Source organism: Methylobacterium tarhaniae, assembly GCF_001043955.1.
GTDB classification, from domain to species: domain Bacteria; phylum Pseudomonadota; class Alphaproteobacteria; order Rhizobiales; family Beijerinckiaceae; genus Methylobacterium; species Methylobacterium tarhaniae.
In genome coordinates this window covers 1-16,303 of the sequence record NZ_LABZ01000051.1, presented here as the reverse complement: position 1 = coordinate 16,303, position 16,303 = coordinate 1, and the positions used below count along the sequence as shown (strand labels likewise).

Sequence of the window (16,303 nt, the reverse complement as noted above, 5' to 3'; positions counted from 1 at the left end):
GAGCGGGCCACCTGTTCGAGGGGGGAGGGGGCGTGGCCGTAGGGCGCCTGGTGGCCGGGATGGCCGCTGCCCGAGAAGCCGCCGCGTGATGATCCCCCGAGGAACTGGTCGAGCAGGCGCTTGGCGTCGAACATCGGGGGCTCCCTCCGGCACGAGCCGACGAGATGGTGTGGCGCGGCGCTCCCGCAAGGGGAGCGGGACGTCAGCCCGGCCGCCGCTCCATCCCCGCCCAGCGCCGCCTCACGCTCCAGGCGTAGCGCGAATCACCCTCCAGCAGGTGCAGGTGGTCCTGCAGCCGGTTGCGCTCGAGCCAGGCGAGGGCCGCCTCCAGCTCCTCGACCGTCATCGCCGCCCGGCTCTTGTTGTTGAAGAGACGCTTGAGCACCGCGTTGTAGCGATGCGGCAGGGGCGCGCCGCCGGGAAGGCGCAGCTCCGCCTCGTCCTCCACCGCCTGCGCCGTCACCATGGCGGCGACCCGGGCGCGCAAGGCGCGCTCGACCCGCGAGGGCGGAAGCGGTGCCGCCTCGGCCTCCGCTTGCCGGGCGTCCTGGCGGGCCATCGCCACCGAGGGGCCGGGTCGCAGCATGGCGTAGCGCAGGCCCAGCGCGTTGCTCTCCAGCGGCACGATGCCCTCGTCGGCCTCCCGGGAGAGCGGCCGCGGCTCGGGCGAGGCGGCCCCGGTGGGGCGCTTGCGCGGCCGCGTCGCGGTGGCCTGCTCGGTCTCGATCCGGGCGCGGAACTGCGCGAAGAGCGGGTCGTCGGGGTGGAAGACCAGGGCGTGCTGGCCGGCATAGTCGCCCGCATGAGGATCGACCCGGGTCGCCCGGGCGATCATCTGCTCGAGCCAGGGGCGGGAGCGGATATGGGTCAGCGCCGCCACCACCGCGACCTCGGGGGCATCCAGCCCCTCATAGGCCATCGCCACCGTGACCAGCACGGCGGGTTCCGGGGTCAGCCGGAAGGCGGCGAGCGCCGCATGGGCGTCGGCCTCGGCCGAGGTGGCGATGCGCACGTCCCGGCGCGCCTGCTCCTCCGGCATCCAGGCCTGGAGCATGGCGTGGTAGCCCTGGGCGCTCGCCTGGTCGGGGGCGACCACCAGGAGCTTTCCCAGACCGCGCACGGCCTCGGTCGCGGTGAGGCCGCGCCGGCGCCGGCGCTCGGCCCGCAGGCGGCGTGTGGCGAAGAAGGCCTCGCGCAGCAGGTCGCGGGCGAACCCGGTGCGGAGCGCCGTGAACAGGGCCGGCCGGGTCGTCGCGCTCGGGCCGGGCCCCGAGAGCCGGTGCGGGCCGACCCGGGCCTGGCCGCTGGTGCGCCCGCCCTCGAGCCAGCTCGCCTCGCCGTCGAGCGCCCCGAAATTGACCGGCAGCACCGCCTTCTCGGCGAGTGCCTCGGCCCGGGAATAGCCGATCACCGCCCAGCCCGGCGCCTCGATGTCCGGCACCGGCGCGCCGCCCTCCTGGCGGTAGGGCAGCCACAGGATGCGCCGGCCATCCGCCCGCTCCAGGGTGCCGGAGAGGAGGAGCCGCAGCCGCGCCTCGCGGAACAGCGGCAGCAGGGCGCTGCTCCAGGCGGCGGCCTCGCTCCCCGTCTCCCCGTCGGCGAGGGCCGGCAGGTGGTGCACCTCGTCGACGACGAGGAGGGTGCGGTGGCGGCGCATCTCGGCGAGGTGCAGGCCCGGGGACGCCGCCACCGCCTGGTAGGTGGTGACGTAGCCGGCCAGACCCCGGCTCGGATCGGGCGAGTTGTCGGCGGCCCGCACCGAGAGGGAGTGGCCGAGCGCCGCCCGCCAGGCGGGATCGGCGAAGGCCTCCTCGGCCTGGAGGCGCAGCGAGTCCCGCGGCACGACCCAGACCACCCGGTCGACGAGTCCGGCCGCGATCAGCCGGGAGGCCGCGATGACCGGCAGGAGCGACTTGCCGCCCCCCGGCGTCACTGCCGCCAGGATGTCGGCGATGCCGGAGGCCTCGCCGCGGGCGAGCGCGGCCACGAGCTCGGACAGGCTGCGCTGATGGCTGCGCAGGGGACGGGACGGGGCGCTCACGGGCGAAGGGAATCGCGAACCATGACCGGACCATGCCGGAGCCCGCCGGCCTTGTGAATCCGGGGGACAAGCAGGATTTCCGCGTTCCCCACATCAGAAAACGCTTGCCGCCGGAAAAGCGCCCGGCGCGCCTTCAGCCCCGCCCGCGCTCCAGCAGCCGCGACACGACGCGGGCCGTGAAATCGACCATCGGGACGATGCGGGCGTAGTTGAGCCGGGTCGGCCCGATGACGCCGACGACGCCCACGATGGTCTGGCTGCCGTCCCGGAACGGGGCGGCGATCATCGACGAGCCGGAGAGCGAGAACAGCTTGTTCTCCGAGCCGATGAAGATCCGCACGCCCTCGCCGCCCTCGGCGCGGGAGAGCAGGTCGATCACGTCCTTCTGGCTCTCCAGGTCGTTGAAGAGCAGGCGGATGCGCTCGAGGTCCTCGGCCGCCCGCAGGTCGTCGAGGAGGTTGGCCTGGCCGCGCACGATGAGCTGGCGCTCCTCGCTCGGGCCGACCGAGCGGGCGAGGCCGGCATCGACCAGGCGCTCGGTCAGCTCGTCGAGCTCCTGCTTCATCGCCGCCCGGGCGGCCTCGATCTCGCCCCGCACCTCGCCGAGCGTCCGGCCGCGGATGCGGGCGTTGAGGAAGTTCGACGCCTCCTGGAGCGCGCCGGCCGGCAGGCCGTGCGGCAGGTCGAGCAGGCGGTTCTCCACCGAGCCGTCGTCCGAGACCAGCACCACCAGGGCGCGGCCGGGATCGAGCCGCACGAACTCGATGTGGCGCAGACGCGGGTTCTGCTTGGCGGTGACGACGACGCCGGCGCCCCGCGAGATGCCCGAGAGCAGCACCGAGGCCTCGGTGAGCGCGCTCTCGAAGGTGTGACGCGAGGCGGCGGCGCGCATCTGCGCCTCGATCCGCCCCTTCTCCTCCTGGCCGACATCGCCGAGTTCGAGCAGGGCGTCGACGAAGAAGCGCAGGCCGTGCTCCGTCGGGAGACGGCCGGCGCTGGTATGGGGGGCGTAGATCAGCCCGGCCTGCTCCAGATCCGACATCACGTTGCGGATCGAGGCCGGCGAGAGCGCCATCGGCAGGATGCGGGCGAGGTTGCGCGACCCCACCGGTTCTCCCGTGGCGAGGTAGCTCTCGACGATCTGGCGAAAGATTTCCCGCGAGCGCTCGTTGAGCTCGGCAATGGCACGGGCCTGTCCGGAGCCGCCGGGCAGGGGTGGAAGGTCGCGCGTGTTCATCAACCCTACGGGAGCCATACGACCGCTTACTGTGATGCGAGCCCACGCCCGGCGCAAGCGGGCGCGACGCCGCGCGGGCGCTCAATTCCGGCCGTCGCCCGAGACGAGCACTCCGAGACGGGCACCGCCACCTGAACGGAAGCCGACCTGCCGTCTCAGACAGCGTTCAGCCCCCCGGCGCCACTCTCAGCCCATGGCCGCATCAATGCGGCGAGACCAATCGGAGGCGAGAATGCTGACGTTGCGCAACCCGATGCTGGCTGGCAGGCGGCTCCTGGCGGCGGCCGCCCTGGTGGCGGGCGGTCTCCTGACGGCCGGCGCGGCCGAAGCGGCGCCGTTCGTGCCGGGCGCGAGCCCCGCGCCCGAGGCCGGCCTGGTGCAGGTCCAGTACGGCCATCACGGCTGGGGCCATCACCACCATCATCACCGGCACCATCATCACGGCGGCTGGGGACGCCACCATCACCACCATGGCGGCTGGGGGCATCACCGCCGCCACCATGGTCACTGGGGGCACCATCACCACCGGCACCATCATCACGGCCGGCACCATTACCGGGGCTACGGCTACTACTGACGATCACCGATATCGAGCCAGGCTCGGGCGCGGGGCGCCCGGGCCCTTCGCCGCGTCCGAGCGCCGGTCGGCCTCCCCTTGCCGCCTCCCCTTGCCGCCTCCGGCGCCAGCGCCTAAGAGCGCGCGGCCCCCGCGGATCCCGCGTCGCGCCGGTGAGCGCGGCGCCCTGGACAGGAGTTGCCCATGCGCCCCTCGAAGCGCGCCCCCGACGAGCTGCGCAAGGTCACGCTGGAGCGGGGCGTCTCGCGCTACGCCGAGGGCTCGTGCCTCGTCACCTTCGGGGAGACGAAAGTGCTGTGCACCGCCTCGCTGGAGGAGCGCGGGCCGTCCTGGCTGCGCGGCTCCGGCAAGGGCTGGATCACCGCCGAGTACAGCATGCTGCCGCGCGCCACCCACGACCGCAACCGGCGCGAGGTCAATGCCGGCAAGCCCTCCGGCCGCACCCAGGAGATCCAGCGCCTGATCGGCCGCTCCCTCCGGGCAGTGGTGAACCTGCCGGCGATGGGCGAGCGCCAGATCGTGGTCGATTGCGACGTGCTCCAGGCCGATGGCGGCACCCGCACGGCCTCGATCACCGGCGCCTGGGTCGCGCTCCACGAGTGCTTCACCTGGATGCGCGGCCGCTCGATCATCTCGGTCGATCCGATGCGCGATCACGTCGCGGCGATCTCCTGCGGCATCCATAAGGGCGTGCCGGTGCTCGACCTCGATTACGACGAGGATTCCGGCGCCGAGACCGACGCCAACTTCGTCATCACCGGCAGCGGCGGCATCGTCGAGGTGCAGGGTACCGCCGAGGTGAAGCCGTTCTCGGAGGAGGAGTTCCTGAGCCTGCTCCGCCTCGCCAAGACCGGCGTCGCCGGGCTGGTGGCGCTCCAGAAGCAGGCGATCGCCTGATGGCCCGCCTCCTCACCGGGCGGGTCGTGATCGCGACCCACAATGCCGGCAAGCTGCGCGAGATGCGCGAGCTGCTGGCCCCCTTCGGCGTCGAGGCGGTCTCGGCCGGCGAACTGAACCTGGCCGAGCCGGACGAGACCGGCACGATGTTCTCCGAGAACGCCGCCATCAAGGCGCGGGCGGCGACGGACGCGACCGGCCTGCCGGCCTTCGCGGACGATTCGGGGCTCTGCGTCGATGCCCTGGACGGGGCGCCCGGCCTGTTCTCGGCCCGCTGGTCCGGCGGCTCAAAGGACTTTTCCGCCGCGATGGAGCGCATCGAGCGCGAGCTCGCCACCCGCCGCGCCACGAACCGGCGGGCGCATTTCGTCTCGGCCCTGGTCCTGACCTGGCCGGACGGGCACGAGGAGCTGTTCGAGGGCCGGGTGTTCGGCGAGCTGGTCTGGCCGCCCCGCGGCGACAAGGGCTTCGGCTACGACCCGATGTTCAAGCCGGACGAGAGCCCGCTCACCTTCGGCGAGATCACCTCGGACGAGAAGCACGGCATCGACTGGGAGAAGGGCGAAGCCCTGTCTCACCGCGCCCGCGCCTTCCTGGCGCTGGCCGCCGCCTGCCTGCGCCGGCCGGGCTGAACGAGACAGGCGCCGCTCCGGGAGGGGCGCCTTGTCATCGCGGGGAGCGGGGGACGGCGGAGCCGCCCCCCCTGCTCCGGGCTGACGAGCGGTTACGCGACGGTGAGACCCACGTCGACGTTGCCGCGGGTCGCGTTCGAGTACGGGCACACCTGATGCGCCTTCTCGACCAGCTTCTCGGCGGTCGCCTTGTCGAGGCCCGGCAGCGAGATGGTGAGGTCGGCGGTGATGCCGAAGCCGCCCTCGGAGCGCGGGCCGATGCCGACCTTGGCGGTCACGGTGGTGTCGGCCGGGACGGCGATCTTCTCCTGGCCGCCGACGAACTTCATCGCGCCGAGGAAGCAGGCGGCGTAGCCGGCCGCGAAGAGCTGCTCGGGATTGTTGCCGGCGCCGCCGGCGCCCCCGAGCTCCTTGGGGGTCGACAGCTTGACGTCGAGGCTGCCGTCCTGGGTCTGGGCGCGACCGTCGCGACCGCCATTCGCCGTGGCCTGGGTGGTGTACTTCACGTCGACGGACATCGGGGCTCTCCTCAGGTCGGGGCGTCCTGGACATGGAGTATCCCGGCGCGCCGCGGCACGGTCATAGATCGAAATCCGATTGCGCGCAATTTGTTTTTGGGCGCTGTCATGGCTATGATCGTGACGGCCTCGGGCGCAGATTGTTCCCGGGGATGCGGTCAGGCCCCGCCCGACGGAGCCCCTTGAGGAGCGGGACATGTCCGAGATCGACGCGCGCCGCGAGGGCGCCGACCCAAGCCCTGGCAGAGCCGACGACCTGCATCTCTCCAGCCAGATCTGCTTCGCGGTCTACTCGGCGGCCCACGCCTTCAACCGGATCTACAAGCCCCTCCTCGACCGGCTCGGCCTGACCTATCCGCAATACCTGGTGCTCCTCCTGCTCTGGGAACAGGACGGGCAGACGATGAAGACCCTCGGGCAGCGGCTCTACCTCGATTCCGGCACCCTGACGCCGTTGCTCAAGCGCCTGGAGGCGGCGGGCCTGGTGCATCGGGCCCGCGACGCGGAGGACGAGCGGCTGATGCGCATCAGCCTGACCCAGGCCGGTGCGTCCTTGCGCGAGAAGGCGACGCCGTTCCCGAACGAGATCGTCTGCGCGTCCGGCCGGCCGGCGGAGCGGCTGGTGGCCCTGCGCGACGAGATCGTCGCCCTGCGCGACAGCCTGCATGCCAGCGCGGCACCGGATCGCGGCGCTGCCTGACGGGCCTCAGAGCATCGGCAGGTTTCGCGGCTCCGGACCGCGCGGGAAGGCGGCGTCGATGCGGGCCAGTTCGGCCTCGCTCAGGACCAGGCTGCCGCCGCCGGCATTCTCGGCCGCATGGGCCGGGCTCGACGCCTTCGGGATCGCCAGGACGCCGTCCCCGCGGGTGAGGGCAGCCAGCGCCACCTGCCGGGGCGTCGCGTCGTGGCGCTCCGCGATCTCCGCCAGGACCCGGCCGCCCGGCGTCGCGGGGCCCGGGAAGCTGTCGTGGCCGAAGGGGCTGTAGGCCACCACCGCGACGCCGTGGCGCCGGCACCAGGGCAGGACCGCATGCTCGATCGCCCGCTCCTCCAGGTGGTAGAGCACCTGGTTGCAGGCGATGCGGTCGGGACCCGCCACGCCCAGCGCCTCGTCGAGGTCGTCGGCGTCGAAGTTGCTCACCCCCCAGGAGAGGATCTTGCCCGCCCGCACCAGGTCCTCGAAGGCCCTGAAGGTCTCTTCGAGCGGGTGCGGCCCGCGCCAGTGCAGGAGATAGCAGTCGAGCCGGTCGGTACGCAGGCGCCTGAGCGAGCGCTCGCAGGCCTCGACCGTGCCCCGGCGCGAGGCGTTGCCGGGCAGCACCTTGGAGACGAGGAAGACCTCGTCGCGCCGGTCGCCGATCGCCTCGGCGATCAGGGGCTCGGCCTCGCCGTACATCTCGGCGGTGTCGACGTGGCTCATCCCCACGTCGAGCCCGCGATTGAGGGCGGCGCCGGCCACGGTGGGCTCGCCCTCGTCGAGGTACCAGGTTCCCTGCCCGATCACCGGCACCGCGGGCCCGGTGCGTCCGAAGGGTTGCCGTCGCATCGCGTGCTCCTGCGATCGCCGCCGTCCTGGGCCGTGCGGCGCCCGGAGGGCAAGGGCAGATCCCGGAGAATGCACGGTTTTTTACGGATCGTCGCGGGGCCGGGGGGTTAAGCGCGGCAGAGTGGCTGGGGAAAAAGCCCTTCTCCCCCGGGCCCGTTCTTCAAAAAGAACATTCCGGTTGACAAAAAATCCGCATCCGGGTTTCTGTGCCGCCCTGCCATCCGGCTCGAGACATGCCGGTTCCAAGGCAGCCCGATACCAAGACAGGCCGATACCGAGACAGGCCGAGACCCGCCGAAGGACCCCGATGACCGCTCTCGCTTCCCCGCCCGCCCGGAGCCGCGCGCCATGACGGCTCCCGTCCGCGTACCGGTGCCGGCGGACCTGAGCGGCCGGCTCGACGATCCCGACGCTCTCGTCCGGCTCGAGGGCGTCGCGAAGACCTACACGGCGCGCCGCGGCGCCGGCGCCGTCACGGCCCTGGAGGATATCGACCTCTCCGTGCCGCGCGGCCGGGTGCTCGGCGTCATCGGCCGCTCGGGCGCCGGCAAATCGACGCTGATCCGCCTGGTCAACGGGCTCGAACGGCCGAGCCGCGGCCGGGTGATCGTCGATCGCGCCGAGATCTCGAGCCTGTCGGAATCCGCCCTGCGCCGCGAGCGCCGCGGCATCGGCATGATCTTCCAGCACTTCAACCTGCTCTCGGCCCGCACCGCCGCCGGCAACGTCGCGCTGCCCCTCGAAGTGGCGGGGTACGACAAGGCCGTGATCGGCAAGCGCGTGGCCGAGCTCCTCGACCTCGTCGGTCTCGGGCCGCAGGCCAACCGCTACCCGGCCGAGCTGTCGGGCGGGCAGAAGCAGCGCGTCGGCATCGCCCGGGCGCTCGCCACCAACCCGAAGGTGCTGCTCTCCGACGAGGCGACCTCGGCCCTGGATCCGGAGACGACCCGCTCGATCCTCGACCTGCTCGGCCGGATCAACCGGGAGCTCGGCCTGACGATCCTGCTCATCACCCACGAGATGGCGGTGATCCGGGCGATCGCCCACGAGGTCGCGGTGCTCGATGGCGGCCGCATCGCCGAGAAGGGCGACGTGTTCGAGGTCTTCACCCGGCCGAAAGCCCCGATCACCCGTACCTTCCTCGACGAGGAGACCGGCCGCACCCTGCCGCCGGCGCTGGCCGCCCGGCTCACCCCGGGCCTCGCCGCCGGGGAGGGGAAGCAGGCGGTTCTGCGCATCACCTTCCGGGGGCCGCACGCCACCGATCCGGTGCTGGCCCAGCTCACCCGCGACGCGGGCATCCCGGCCGGCATCCTCTCGGGGACGGTGGACGAGATCGCCGGCCGGCCCTTCGGCACCCTGGTGGTCGCGATCGCCGCCGATCCCGGGACGGTGGAACGGGCCGAGGCCTTCCTCACCGCCCGCGGCCTCGACGTGGAGAGGCTCGGCACCCTCGACCTCGCCGGCTGGCAGCAGACTGCCGCCCCCCGCGCCACGGACCCGCGTCATGTCGCCTGAGCTCCTCCGCCTCCTCGTCCAGGCCACCCTCGACACGCTGCAGATGGTGGCGGTGGCGGCCTCCCTCGGCACGCTGGTCGGCCTTCCGCTCGGCGTGTTCCTCGCCACCAGCGGGCGGGGCGAGCTGCTGGCCGCGCCCTGGCTCAACCGGGTGCTCGGCCTCGTCGTCAACGCCACCCGCTCGACGCCCTTCATCATCCTGGTGGTGGCGATCATCCCGTTCACCCGGCTGATCGCCGGCACCTCGATCGGCACCAACGCCGCCACCGTGCCGCTGACCATCGCGGCGATCCCCTTCATCGCCCGCCTCGTCGAGGGCGCGGTGCGGGAGGTCGATGGCGGCCTCGTCGAGGCGGCCCGGGCCTTCGGGGCGAGCCCGCTGCAGATCGTCCTCAAGGTGCTGATCCCCGAGGCCCTGCCGGGCATCGTGCTCGGCCTCACCCTCGCGGTGGTGTCGCTGATCGGCTTCTCGGCGATGGTCGGCGCCGTCGGCGGCGGCGGCCTCGGCGACCTCGGCATCCGCTACGGCTACCAGCGCTTCATGCCCGAGATGATGCTCGCCGTGGTGGTGGTGCTGATCGTCCTGGTGCAGCTGGTCCAGACCCTCGGCGACCGGCTGGCGCGGCGCATGAACAAGCGCCTGCGCCACGGCTAACCCCTGTCACCCCTTTTCCACCCCGTTCACTACCCCTCGGAGCGTGACCGCGATGCTGCGTACCCTCACCCTGGCGATCCTCCTGACCGCCACCAGCCTGCCGGCGCTCGCCCAGAGCCAGCGCGTGCGCATCGGCGCCACGCCGGGCCCGCACGCCCAGATCCTCGAGGCGGTGAAGCCGATCGCGGCCAAGAAGGGCCTCGACCTGCAGGTGGTCGAGTTCTCGGATTACGTCGTGCCGAACGAGGCCCTGTCGTCGGGCGAGCTGGAGGCCAACTCGTTCCAGCACCAGCCCTATCTCGATAACCAGAAGGCCGATCGCGGCTACAAGATCGAGAGCGTCGCCCAGACGGTGAACTTCCCGATGGGCGTCTATTCCAAGCGCCACAAGAGCTTCGACGCGGTGCCGGCGGGCGGCACGGTGGCGATCCCGAACGATCCCACCAATGGCGGCCGCGCCCTGCTGCTGCTCCAGGACAAGAACCTCCTGAAGCTGAAGCCGAATGTCGGCTTCAAGCCGAGCGTCGCCGACATCACCGAGAACCCGAAGCGCCTGCGCATCATCGAGGTCGACGCGGCCCAGACCCCGCGCTCCCTCGACGACGTCGACGCCGCGGCGGTCAACACCAACTACGCCACCGCGGCCGGCCTGAAGCCCGGCGACGCGATCCTGAAGGAGGATCCCAAGGGCCCCTACGTCAACGTGATCGCGGTGCGCAGCGCCGACAAGGACAAGCCCTGGGTCAAGACGCTGGTCGAATCCTACCGCTCGCCGGAGGTGAAGGCCTTCATCGAGAACAAGTTCGGCGGAGCCGTGATCACCAGCTGGTGAGCCCTCCGTTCACCCGTGCGGTGAGCCTCGCCGTGGACGGGTCCGGCCTCTCGCGCCGGACCTTATCCACAGCGGCGGCGTTGATTGTAGCGGAGCCATGAAACCAAACGCGGCCGTGCGCGTCTTCTCAGCACGGCCCCCTTGTGATGGGCTGGCCTTCCTTCGAGGTGCCCGATGAAGATCCTGAGTTCTTGCCTGGTCGCGGCCGTTCTCACCGTCGCCGCCGTGCCGGCCTTCGCCCAGGGCGGCTCGCCCTACAACAATTCGGGCTCGCAGGCCGGTGGCCCGCTCGGCGGCGTGCAGCGCGAGATGGGCGCCCCGGGCGGCGCGCCGGCCGTCGGTGCCGCTCCCCGCGCGACCATGCAGCCGACCATGCGCAAGAAGCGCATGATGAAGCAGCGCCGCATGCACCGCCACCATCAGGCTCGCTGAGCCGAACCGGACGGTTCAGCCTCGATCAAGCGCGCTCGTCGTCGGCTCCGGCTGCGCGGCGGGCGCGCTGTCGTGCGCACCCGGTCCTTCTCGTCCAGCCGGCGACCGCACCCCGAGATGCCCGACCGAGGTGCCTGGCCGAGATCCCTGGCCAAATCACCGTCTCAGAACCCCCCGGTGTGCCAAAGCGCGACGCCCGCCGCCACCAGACCGGCGAGCCAGAGGCCGGCGATCAGCGTCAGGGTGCGTCGCCGGCCCGGGACCGGCCGGTTGTCGTTGGCCGCGCGGCGCAGCCGCAGGGCTGCGGCGTCGAAGCCGTGGGTGGCCGCCGCGATCGTGGCCGGGCGGGGAGGGGCTGTCTTGCGCAGGCTCGTCATGGCGAATCGTGCTCGTCGGATGACGATAGCACGGGCGGCCGTCGAGCGTGAGCCGACCGAACGACGCAAACCGTCAGGACGGGAGCCGGACCGGGCGCGCCGCGAGCCGGGGCGCGTGGCCGTCGATCCAGTGCGGGGTGAGCACGGCGCCGTCCTCCGTCACGATCCAGGGCAGGGCATCGGGATCGTCGGCCCTCGCGGCCGCCGCCGCGAGGGCGGCGCGCAGGGTCGGATAGCGGCGCATCTCCCGTGGCCCCTGCGCGGCGAGAGGCCCCTGCCACATCATCAGCTCGGCCGGACGCTCCATCTGGGGGATCGGCATCGTCGGATTCCTCCTCACGAACCGGGCGAGGATGGCGGTTCCGACCTCTTGCGGCGCTTACCGGAACATTGCGTTTCGGTCATCTGCCGCGTCACGACTCCGCCGGCGCCTCCCGGTGCGGCCGCAGCTCCGGGGCGCCGATCTCGGGCTCGGGCTCGGCGACCGGCTCCGTCCGGCTCTCGGCCCGGCTGGTATCGATGAACAGGCGCGCCTCGCCCTCGCTGAGCCCCAGGCTGCGCAGGGCGTAGAGCGCCATGCCGAAGCCGACCTCGCGCTCGGCCATCAGCACCAGGCCGACCTTCTCCTCCTCCAGGTTGCGCCGCTCCGTGTCGCTGTGGGTGCGCACCACCGTGTCGATCCCCGGATTGGCCTCGCGGGCGATCCCGATCAGGCGGCGGGCCTGGTGGGCATCCGGGCTCGCCACGACCAGCAGGCGCGCCCGCCCGATATCGGCCGCGTCGAGGATGCCGGGTGCGCCGGCATCGCCGAACACCGTCGGGATGCCGGCGGCGCGCAGTTCCTCGACCCGGCGCCGGTCGCGCTCCACCACCACGAAGGGCAGCTCCCAGGCCGCGAGCGCCTTGCCGATGGCACCGCCGACCCGGCCGTAGCCGATCACCACCGCGTGGCCCTCCCGCCTCTTGGCATGGGCGGAGACCGCGATCGCGGCGCCGCGGTGCTCGAACCGCGCGGCGAGGGACGGCCGCGCCTCGACGGCGCGATTGAGGCGCCCCAGGGCGGCGAAGATCAACGGGTTGAGGGTGATGGAGAGGAGCGAACCGGCCAGGATCAGGTCGCGGCCTTCCGGCGGCAGCAGCTTCAGGCCGATTCCGAGGCTCGCCAGGATGAACGAGAACTCGCCGATCTGCGCCAGGCTCGCCGCGATGGTGAGCGCCGTCGAGAGCGAGTGGCGGAAGGCCAGCACGATGGCGACGGCCGCCAGGGACTTGCCGACCAGGATGATCGCCAGGGTGGCCAGCACGGCGAGCGGCTCGCGCAGCAGGATCGTCGGGTCGAACAGCATGCCGACCGAGACGAAGAACAGCACCGCGAAGGCGTCCTGCAGCGGCAGCGAATCCGCCGCCGCCTGGTGGCTGAGATCCGACTCGGCCAGCACCATGCCGGCGAAGAAGGCGCCGAGCGCGAAGGAGACGCCGAACAGTTCCGCCGAGCCGTAGGCGATGCCGAGGGCGAGGGCCAGGACGGCCAGGGTGAACAGCTCGCGCGAGCCGGTGCGGGCGGCCTGGTCGAGGAGCCAGGGCACCACCCGCCGACCGCCGGCCAGCATCAGCCCGGCGAAGGCCGCCACCTTGGCCAGCGTGAGCCCGAGGGTGAGCCAGATGTTGCCGTCGCCCGCGATGCCGTGCGCCGCCCCCGCGCTCTCGCCGCCGAGCGCCCCGGCGAGCGCCGGCAGCAGCACCAGCGCCAGCACCATCGCCAGATCCTCGACGATGAGCCAGCCGACCGCGATGCGGCCCTTGTCGGAGTCGAGGAGGCCGCGCTCCTCCAGCGCCCGCAGCAGCACCACCGTCGAGGCGACCGAGAGGGCGAGGCCGAAGACGAGGCCGGCCCCGATGCCCCAGCCCCAGGCGACGCTCACCGCCAGTCCCATGAGGGTCGCGACCGCGATCTGCACCACGGCGCCCGGCAGCGCGATGGCCCGCACGGCCATGAGATCGCCGATCGAGAAGTGCAGGCCGACGCCGAACATCAGCAGGATGACGCCGATCTCGGCGAGCTGCCCCGCCAGTTCCGCGTTGCCGACGAAGCCCGGCGTGTGCGGGCCGACCGCGAGGCCCGCCAGGAGGTATCCGACCAGCGGCGGGAGCTTCAACCGCTGTGCGAGCATGCCGCCGACGAACGCGAAGACGAGCCCGAGGGCGATGATGGCGATCAGCTCGGAGGCGTGCGGCACGGTCGGGTCAGCTCCTCGGGGGTTGGCACGCCGCAAGGGCAGCGGCCTACTGTCCGAAGTCTAGCAGCCTTTCCGGGTTCCGGCGGTGCTGCACCGCACCAAAAATCGTCCTCGCTCCCCGAAATCCTGACAACCCGCGGCCTATGTCGCCGGAGCGCCGAAGCCTCCGGGGGGGCGAGCCCCTCAGCGTCCGGCCGGGCGCCGGGCAGCGCCGGCGGCACGGGGCAGCCGCGGCAGGCTCGCACCCGGCCGGGCGGCGAGCACGATGACGATCGCACCGAGGGCGGCGGAGGTCATCACGAGGAGCTCGGTCGTGAACATGCGGCAGCCCTGGCGGTCAGCGGATGCCGCGGCGCGGCAGTCGAAAATATTGGCGTGTCGAGCCGAACGGACGATTGCCGCCCGGCACCGCTGCTCTAGCTCGCCGCAGGAGCGGCCGGCCATGTGACATCCCGCCGTGAGGCAGCATGTCCGCGCCGGCTGCCCACGATTCCGACGCAATGGGCCGGCCTCTGGCGTCCGGCCGCGCGATGCGGCATCAGCGACGGACAATGTTGTGCGCGGATCGCACCGCGAGACGAGGGTGTATCGTATGAAGAAGGTCCTGACCGGGGCGCTCGTGGCCCTCGGCCTGTCGTCGGGCGCAGCGCTCGCCACGCCGAAAGACCCGAGCGGGACTTGGTTGACCGAGGACGGCCGGGCCCGCATCCGGATCGAGAAATGCCCGAGCCGGACCGACCGGGTCTGCGGCTACGCCGTCTGGCTCAAGGTCCCCAACGACGACAAGGGCCAGCCGCGGGTCGACTTCAAGAATGCCGACGCCAAGAAGCGCAGCCGGCCCTCCCTCGGACACCAGCTCATCATGGGGCTGAAGCCCAACGCCGATAACCGTTACGAGGGCCAGATCTACAACGCCGACGACGGCAAGCTCTACGACGTGTCGATCTGGACCGAGGAGCCGGGCGAGCTCAACGTCCGCGGCTGCCTCATGGGCTTCCTGTGCGGCTCCCAGACCTGGACTCGCGTGAACGACGTCGTGCAGGGCCAGCTCACCGCTGCGACCGGCGCCCCGAATGGTCCGCGGCCGGACCCTGAATGGGCGGCCGCGCCGAAGGCCGCCCCGGCGGCGGCCACCAAGCCGGCAGCGCCGGCCGCCGCGCCGAAGCCGTGACAACGCGGCGGGCCACCGGCCTCCGCGCGGCACGACACGACTGAACGGCCGCGCCGCTTCGAGCAGCGCAGGCTCCTCCCAGGGCACCCGCCGCGACCGGCAGGTGCCCTTTTTCGTGCCGGATCGCCACTCGCCTGACCACACCATCAGGTTGCAATAACGCAGGGTTGGAAGCACTCTCGTCCCTACCAACCGATGGGGGAGGGCGCAGGCCTCGCTCACAACCTCAAGTAATTATTTCCTCACTTTGCTGCCAGTTGGATGCTCCCGATGTCACGGCCGGCCCCCGTGAGGCTTAGGCCGGCTGCCTCGCCGACCGTCCGATCAAAGATTGAGCAAATATTCCTTCTGCAACCATCCATAGGTGGATCAGAACTTGCCCTGAAAGCAACCGGTGTGCCGCAAACGCAGGCCAGCTGCTCGGCATGGCGGCGCTCTATTCATAAGAGAAATTTTTTCATTGACTGGCAACGGGTTTGGCGACATGTGCGAAGAAGTAAACCATAAGGGGGCTTTCGTGAGCGCAGACGACCAGGCACCGACCTCGCAACTGATCAATCTTTCGGCCGACATCGTGTCGGCCTACGTGTCGAAGAACTCGGTCCCGGTCGGGGATCTCGGCAGCCTGATCGCCGCCGTGCACGCCTCCCTGGAGCGCGTCGCCGCACCGCCGGCGCCCGAGCCCGAGAAGCCCACGCCTCCGGTTCCGATCCGCAAGACCGTCACGCCGGATCACATCATCTCGCTGGAAGACGGCAAGCCCTACAAGTCGCTCAAGCGCCACCTGACCACCCGCGGGCTCACCCCGGACCAGTACCGCCAGAAGTGGGGCCTGCCGCACGACTACCCGATGGTCGCCGCCACCTACGCCGCACAGCGCTCCGAACTCGCCAGGAGCCTCGGCCTCGGCCAGATCCGCCGCGACCGCGCGGCCGCGGCCCGGCTCGCTGCGGAGGGCGGAAGCGGGAACGACGGCGATACCGCGCCGGCCCGCCGCGGCCGCCCGCGCAAGGGCGAGTGATGCGACTTCCGGAAGAATCTTCCGGAAGTCGCATCGCCAGCCCGCGCGGCCCTTGAGCGAGGCCGACTTCCGCATCGCGAGAGCGATCCGTCAGGATCGCCTGAAGCGATCTATCGGAAGTTGTATGAGCCGGGCCCGGGATTTCGCCGGATCCGGCCTCTCGGTTCCGACCCTGCGCCTTGAGGCGGGTCGACCCGATCCCGGACGGTCGCGAATCTGCCCGGGATTCAACGTCGGGCGAGATGGGCGCGGGGCCTTCCCATGCCCCGGCAGGCGCCCCGGTGCCTGGAGCGCAGGGACGCGTGCTCCGGGATGTCGATCGGCGCGCCTCGTCCGAGAGGCGGCGTCCATACCCGTGCGCCGAGACCCGGGATGGGCCGTGAGCCTGTCCCGGTCACGAAAACCCCCGCCGGACCTTGCGCGGCACGAGCGGCGCAGGTCGGGCGGGGGCGAGGAAAGCGCCGCCATCGCCTGACGGCGAAAGCGGGCCTGACGCGATCTGCTCGGTCAGGTCTTTCTGGTGAAGTCTACTTGCGGCGGGCCTTGCGGGCGGCGTAGCGCGCGTCGCGGGCCGCCTTGCGGTCCGCCTCCATCGCCGCCTCGCGCTCGGCC

Annotated in this window: 18 protein-coding genes and 1 pseudogene; 10 read left to right on the top strand and 9 right to left on the bottom strand. The window is 71.8% G+C overall.

Annotated features, from left to right (window positions below; translation table 11 throughout):
- Positions 1 to 202: 202 nt before the first annotated feature.
- Positions 203 to 2,041 carry a DEAD/DEAH box helicase gene (locus VQ03_RS08375; RefSeq protein WP_083467854.1) on the bottom strand — a complete coding sequence of 613 codons (1,839 nt, stop codon included), beginning with the start codon at positions 2,039 to 2,041 and terminating at the stop codon, positions 203 to 205.
- 133 nt (positions 2,042 to 2,174) lie between these two features.
- Positions 2,175 to 3,278: a heat-inducible transcriptional repressor HrcA gene (gene hrcA / locus VQ03_RS08370; RefSeq protein WP_048450428.1), complete on the bottom strand. Its 1,104-nt coding sequence runs from the start codon at positions 3,276 to 3,278 to the stop codon at positions 2,175 to 2,177.
- 232 nt (positions 3,279 to 3,510) lie between these two features.
- Between hrcA and VQ03_RS31670 the strand changes: the two genes are divergently transcribed.
- The 3 genes from VQ03_RS31670 (at position 3,511) to rdgB (ending at position 5,384) form a co-directional block, all read left to right on the top strand.
- Positions 3,511 to 3,855 (top strand): hypothetical protein, encoded by a 345-nt coding sequence (locus VQ03_RS31670; RefSeq protein ID WP_245292009.1) that lies wholly within the window; start codon positions 3,511 to 3,513, stop codon positions 3,853 to 3,855.
- A gap of 183 nt (positions 3,856 to 4,038) precedes the next feature.
- Positions 4,039 to 4,752 (top strand): ribonuclease PH, encoded by a 714-nt coding sequence (rph, locus tag VQ03_RS08360; protein ID WP_048450426.1) that lies wholly within the window; start codon positions 4,039 to 4,041, stop codon positions 4,750 to 4,752.
- Positions 4,752 to 5,384: an RdgB/HAM1 family non-canonical purine NTP pyrophosphatase gene (gene rdgB, locus VQ03_RS08355; protein WP_048450425.1), complete on the top strand. Its 633-nt coding sequence runs from the start codon at positions 4,752 to 4,754 to the stop codon at positions 5,382 to 5,384. Before rph ends, rdgB begins: the two co-directional genes overlap by 1 nt.
- A 92-nt stretch (positions 5,385 to 5,476) precedes the next feature.
- On the opposite strand, the gene VQ03_RS08350 is transcribed toward rdgB, so the two are convergent.
- Positions 5,477 to 5,902 carry an organic hydroperoxide resistance protein gene (locus VQ03_RS08350; RefSeq protein ID WP_048450424.1) on the bottom strand — a complete coding sequence of 142 codons (426 nt, stop codon included), beginning with the start codon at positions 5,900 to 5,902 and terminating at the stop codon, positions 5,477 to 5,479.
- A gap of 196 nt (positions 5,903 to 6,098) precedes the next feature.
- Between VQ03_RS08350 and VQ03_RS08345 the strand changes: the two genes are divergently transcribed.
- Positions 6,099 to 6,602 (top strand): MarR family winged helix-turn-helix transcriptional regulator, encoded by a 504-nt coding sequence (locus VQ03_RS08345; protein ID WP_083467853.1) that lies wholly within the window; start codon positions 6,099 to 6,101, stop codon positions 6,600 to 6,602.
- Positions 6,603 to 6,608: 6 nt separating this feature from the next.
- Here VQ03_RS08345 and VQ03_RS08340 read toward each other — a convergent pair whose 3' ends face one another.
- A complete protein-coding gene (locus tag VQ03_RS08340; RefSeq protein ID WP_048450423.1) occupies positions 6,609 to 7,448 on the bottom strand; it encodes an aldo/keto reductase in 840 nt (279 codons plus the stop codon).
- Between the two features lie 348 nt (positions 7,449 to 7,796).
- Between VQ03_RS08340 and VQ03_RS08335 the strand changes: the two genes are divergently transcribed.
- The 4 genes from VQ03_RS08335 (at position 7,797) to VQ03_RS08320 (ending at position 10,885) form a co-directional block, all read left to right on the top strand.
- Positions 7,797 to 8,966 (top strand): methionine ABC transporter ATP-binding protein, encoded by a 1,170-nt coding sequence (locus VQ03_RS08335; protein WP_048450422.1) that lies wholly within the window; start codon positions 7,797 to 7,799, stop codon positions 8,964 to 8,966.
- The gene (locus VQ03_RS08330) at positions 8,956 to 9,621 is read left to right on the top strand and encodes a methionine ABC transporter permease (protein WP_048450421.1); all 666 of its coding nucleotides are present in this window, start codon (positions 8,956 to 8,958) and stop codon (positions 9,619 to 9,621) included. Before VQ03_RS08335 ends, VQ03_RS08330 begins: the two co-directional genes overlap by 11 nt.
- Before the next feature lie 52 nt (positions 9,622 to 9,673).
- On the top strand, positions 9,674 to 10,453 hold the full coding sequence (locus VQ03_RS08325; protein WP_048450420.1) for a MetQ/NlpA family ABC transporter substrate-binding protein: 780 nt from the start codon (positions 9,674 to 9,676) through the stop codon (positions 10,451 to 10,453).
- A 174-nt stretch (positions 10,454 to 10,627) separates the two neighbouring features.
- A complete protein-coding gene (locus VQ03_RS08320) occupies positions 10,628 to 10,885 on the top strand; it encodes a hypothetical protein (protein WP_048450419.1) in 258 nt (85 codons plus the stop codon).
- A 164-nt stretch (positions 10,886 to 11,049) separates the two neighbouring features.
- Here the strand turns inward: VQ03_RS08320 and VQ03_RS08315 are convergent, their stop codons facing one another.
- The 4 genes from VQ03_RS08315 to VQ03_RS32860 all read right to left on the bottom strand — a co-directional run bounded on the left by VQ03_RS08315 (position 11,050) and on the right by VQ03_RS32860 (position 13,820).
- Positions 11,050 to 11,262 carry a hypothetical protein gene (locus tag VQ03_RS08315; protein WP_048450418.1) on the bottom strand — a complete coding sequence of 71 codons (213 nt, stop codon included), beginning with the start codon at positions 11,260 to 11,262 and terminating at the stop codon, positions 11,050 to 11,052.
- A 73-nt stretch (positions 11,263 to 11,335) separates the two neighbouring features.
- A complete protein-coding gene (locus tag VQ03_RS08310) occupies positions 11,336 to 11,584 on the bottom strand; it encodes a hypothetical protein (RefSeq protein ID WP_048450417.1) in 249 nt (82 codons plus the stop codon).
- 91 nt (positions 11,585 to 11,675) lie between these two features.
- Positions 11,676 to 13,499 (bottom strand): cation:proton antiporter domain-containing protein, encoded by a 1,824-nt coding sequence (locus VQ03_RS08305; RefSeq protein ID WP_048450416.1) that lies wholly within the window; start codon positions 13,497 to 13,499, stop codon positions 11,676 to 11,678.
- A 183-nt stretch (positions 13,500 to 13,682) separates the two neighbouring features.
- A complete protein-coding gene (locus VQ03_RS32860; protein ID WP_157064020.1) occupies positions 13,683 to 13,820 on the bottom strand; it encodes a hypothetical protein in 138 nt (45 codons plus the stop codon).
- A gap of 271 nt (positions 13,821 to 14,091) precedes the next feature.
- On the opposite strand from VQ03_RS32860, the gene VQ03_RS08300 reads away from it, so the two are divergent.
- Both VQ03_RS08300 and VQ03_RS08295 read left to right on the top strand, forming a co-directional pair.
- Positions 14,092 to 14,670 carry a DUF2147 domain-containing protein gene (locus tag VQ03_RS08300; protein WP_048450415.1) on the top strand — a complete coding sequence of 193 codons (579 nt, stop codon included), beginning with the start codon at positions 14,092 to 14,094 and terminating at the stop codon, positions 14,668 to 14,670.
- A 517-nt stretch (positions 14,671 to 15,187) separates the two neighbouring features.
- Positions 15,188 to 15,691: a Ros/MucR family transcriptional regulator gene (locus VQ03_RS08295; RefSeq protein ID WP_048450414.1), complete on the top strand. Its 504-nt coding sequence runs from the start codon at positions 15,188 to 15,190 to the stop codon at positions 15,689 to 15,691.
- 527 nt (positions 15,692 to 16,218) lie between these two features.
- Here VQ03_RS08295 and VQ03_RS34535 read toward each other — a convergent pair.
- Positions 16,219 to 16,303 (bottom strand): annotated as a pseudogene (locus VQ03_RS34535) (DUF6481 family protein); the annotation flags it as partial.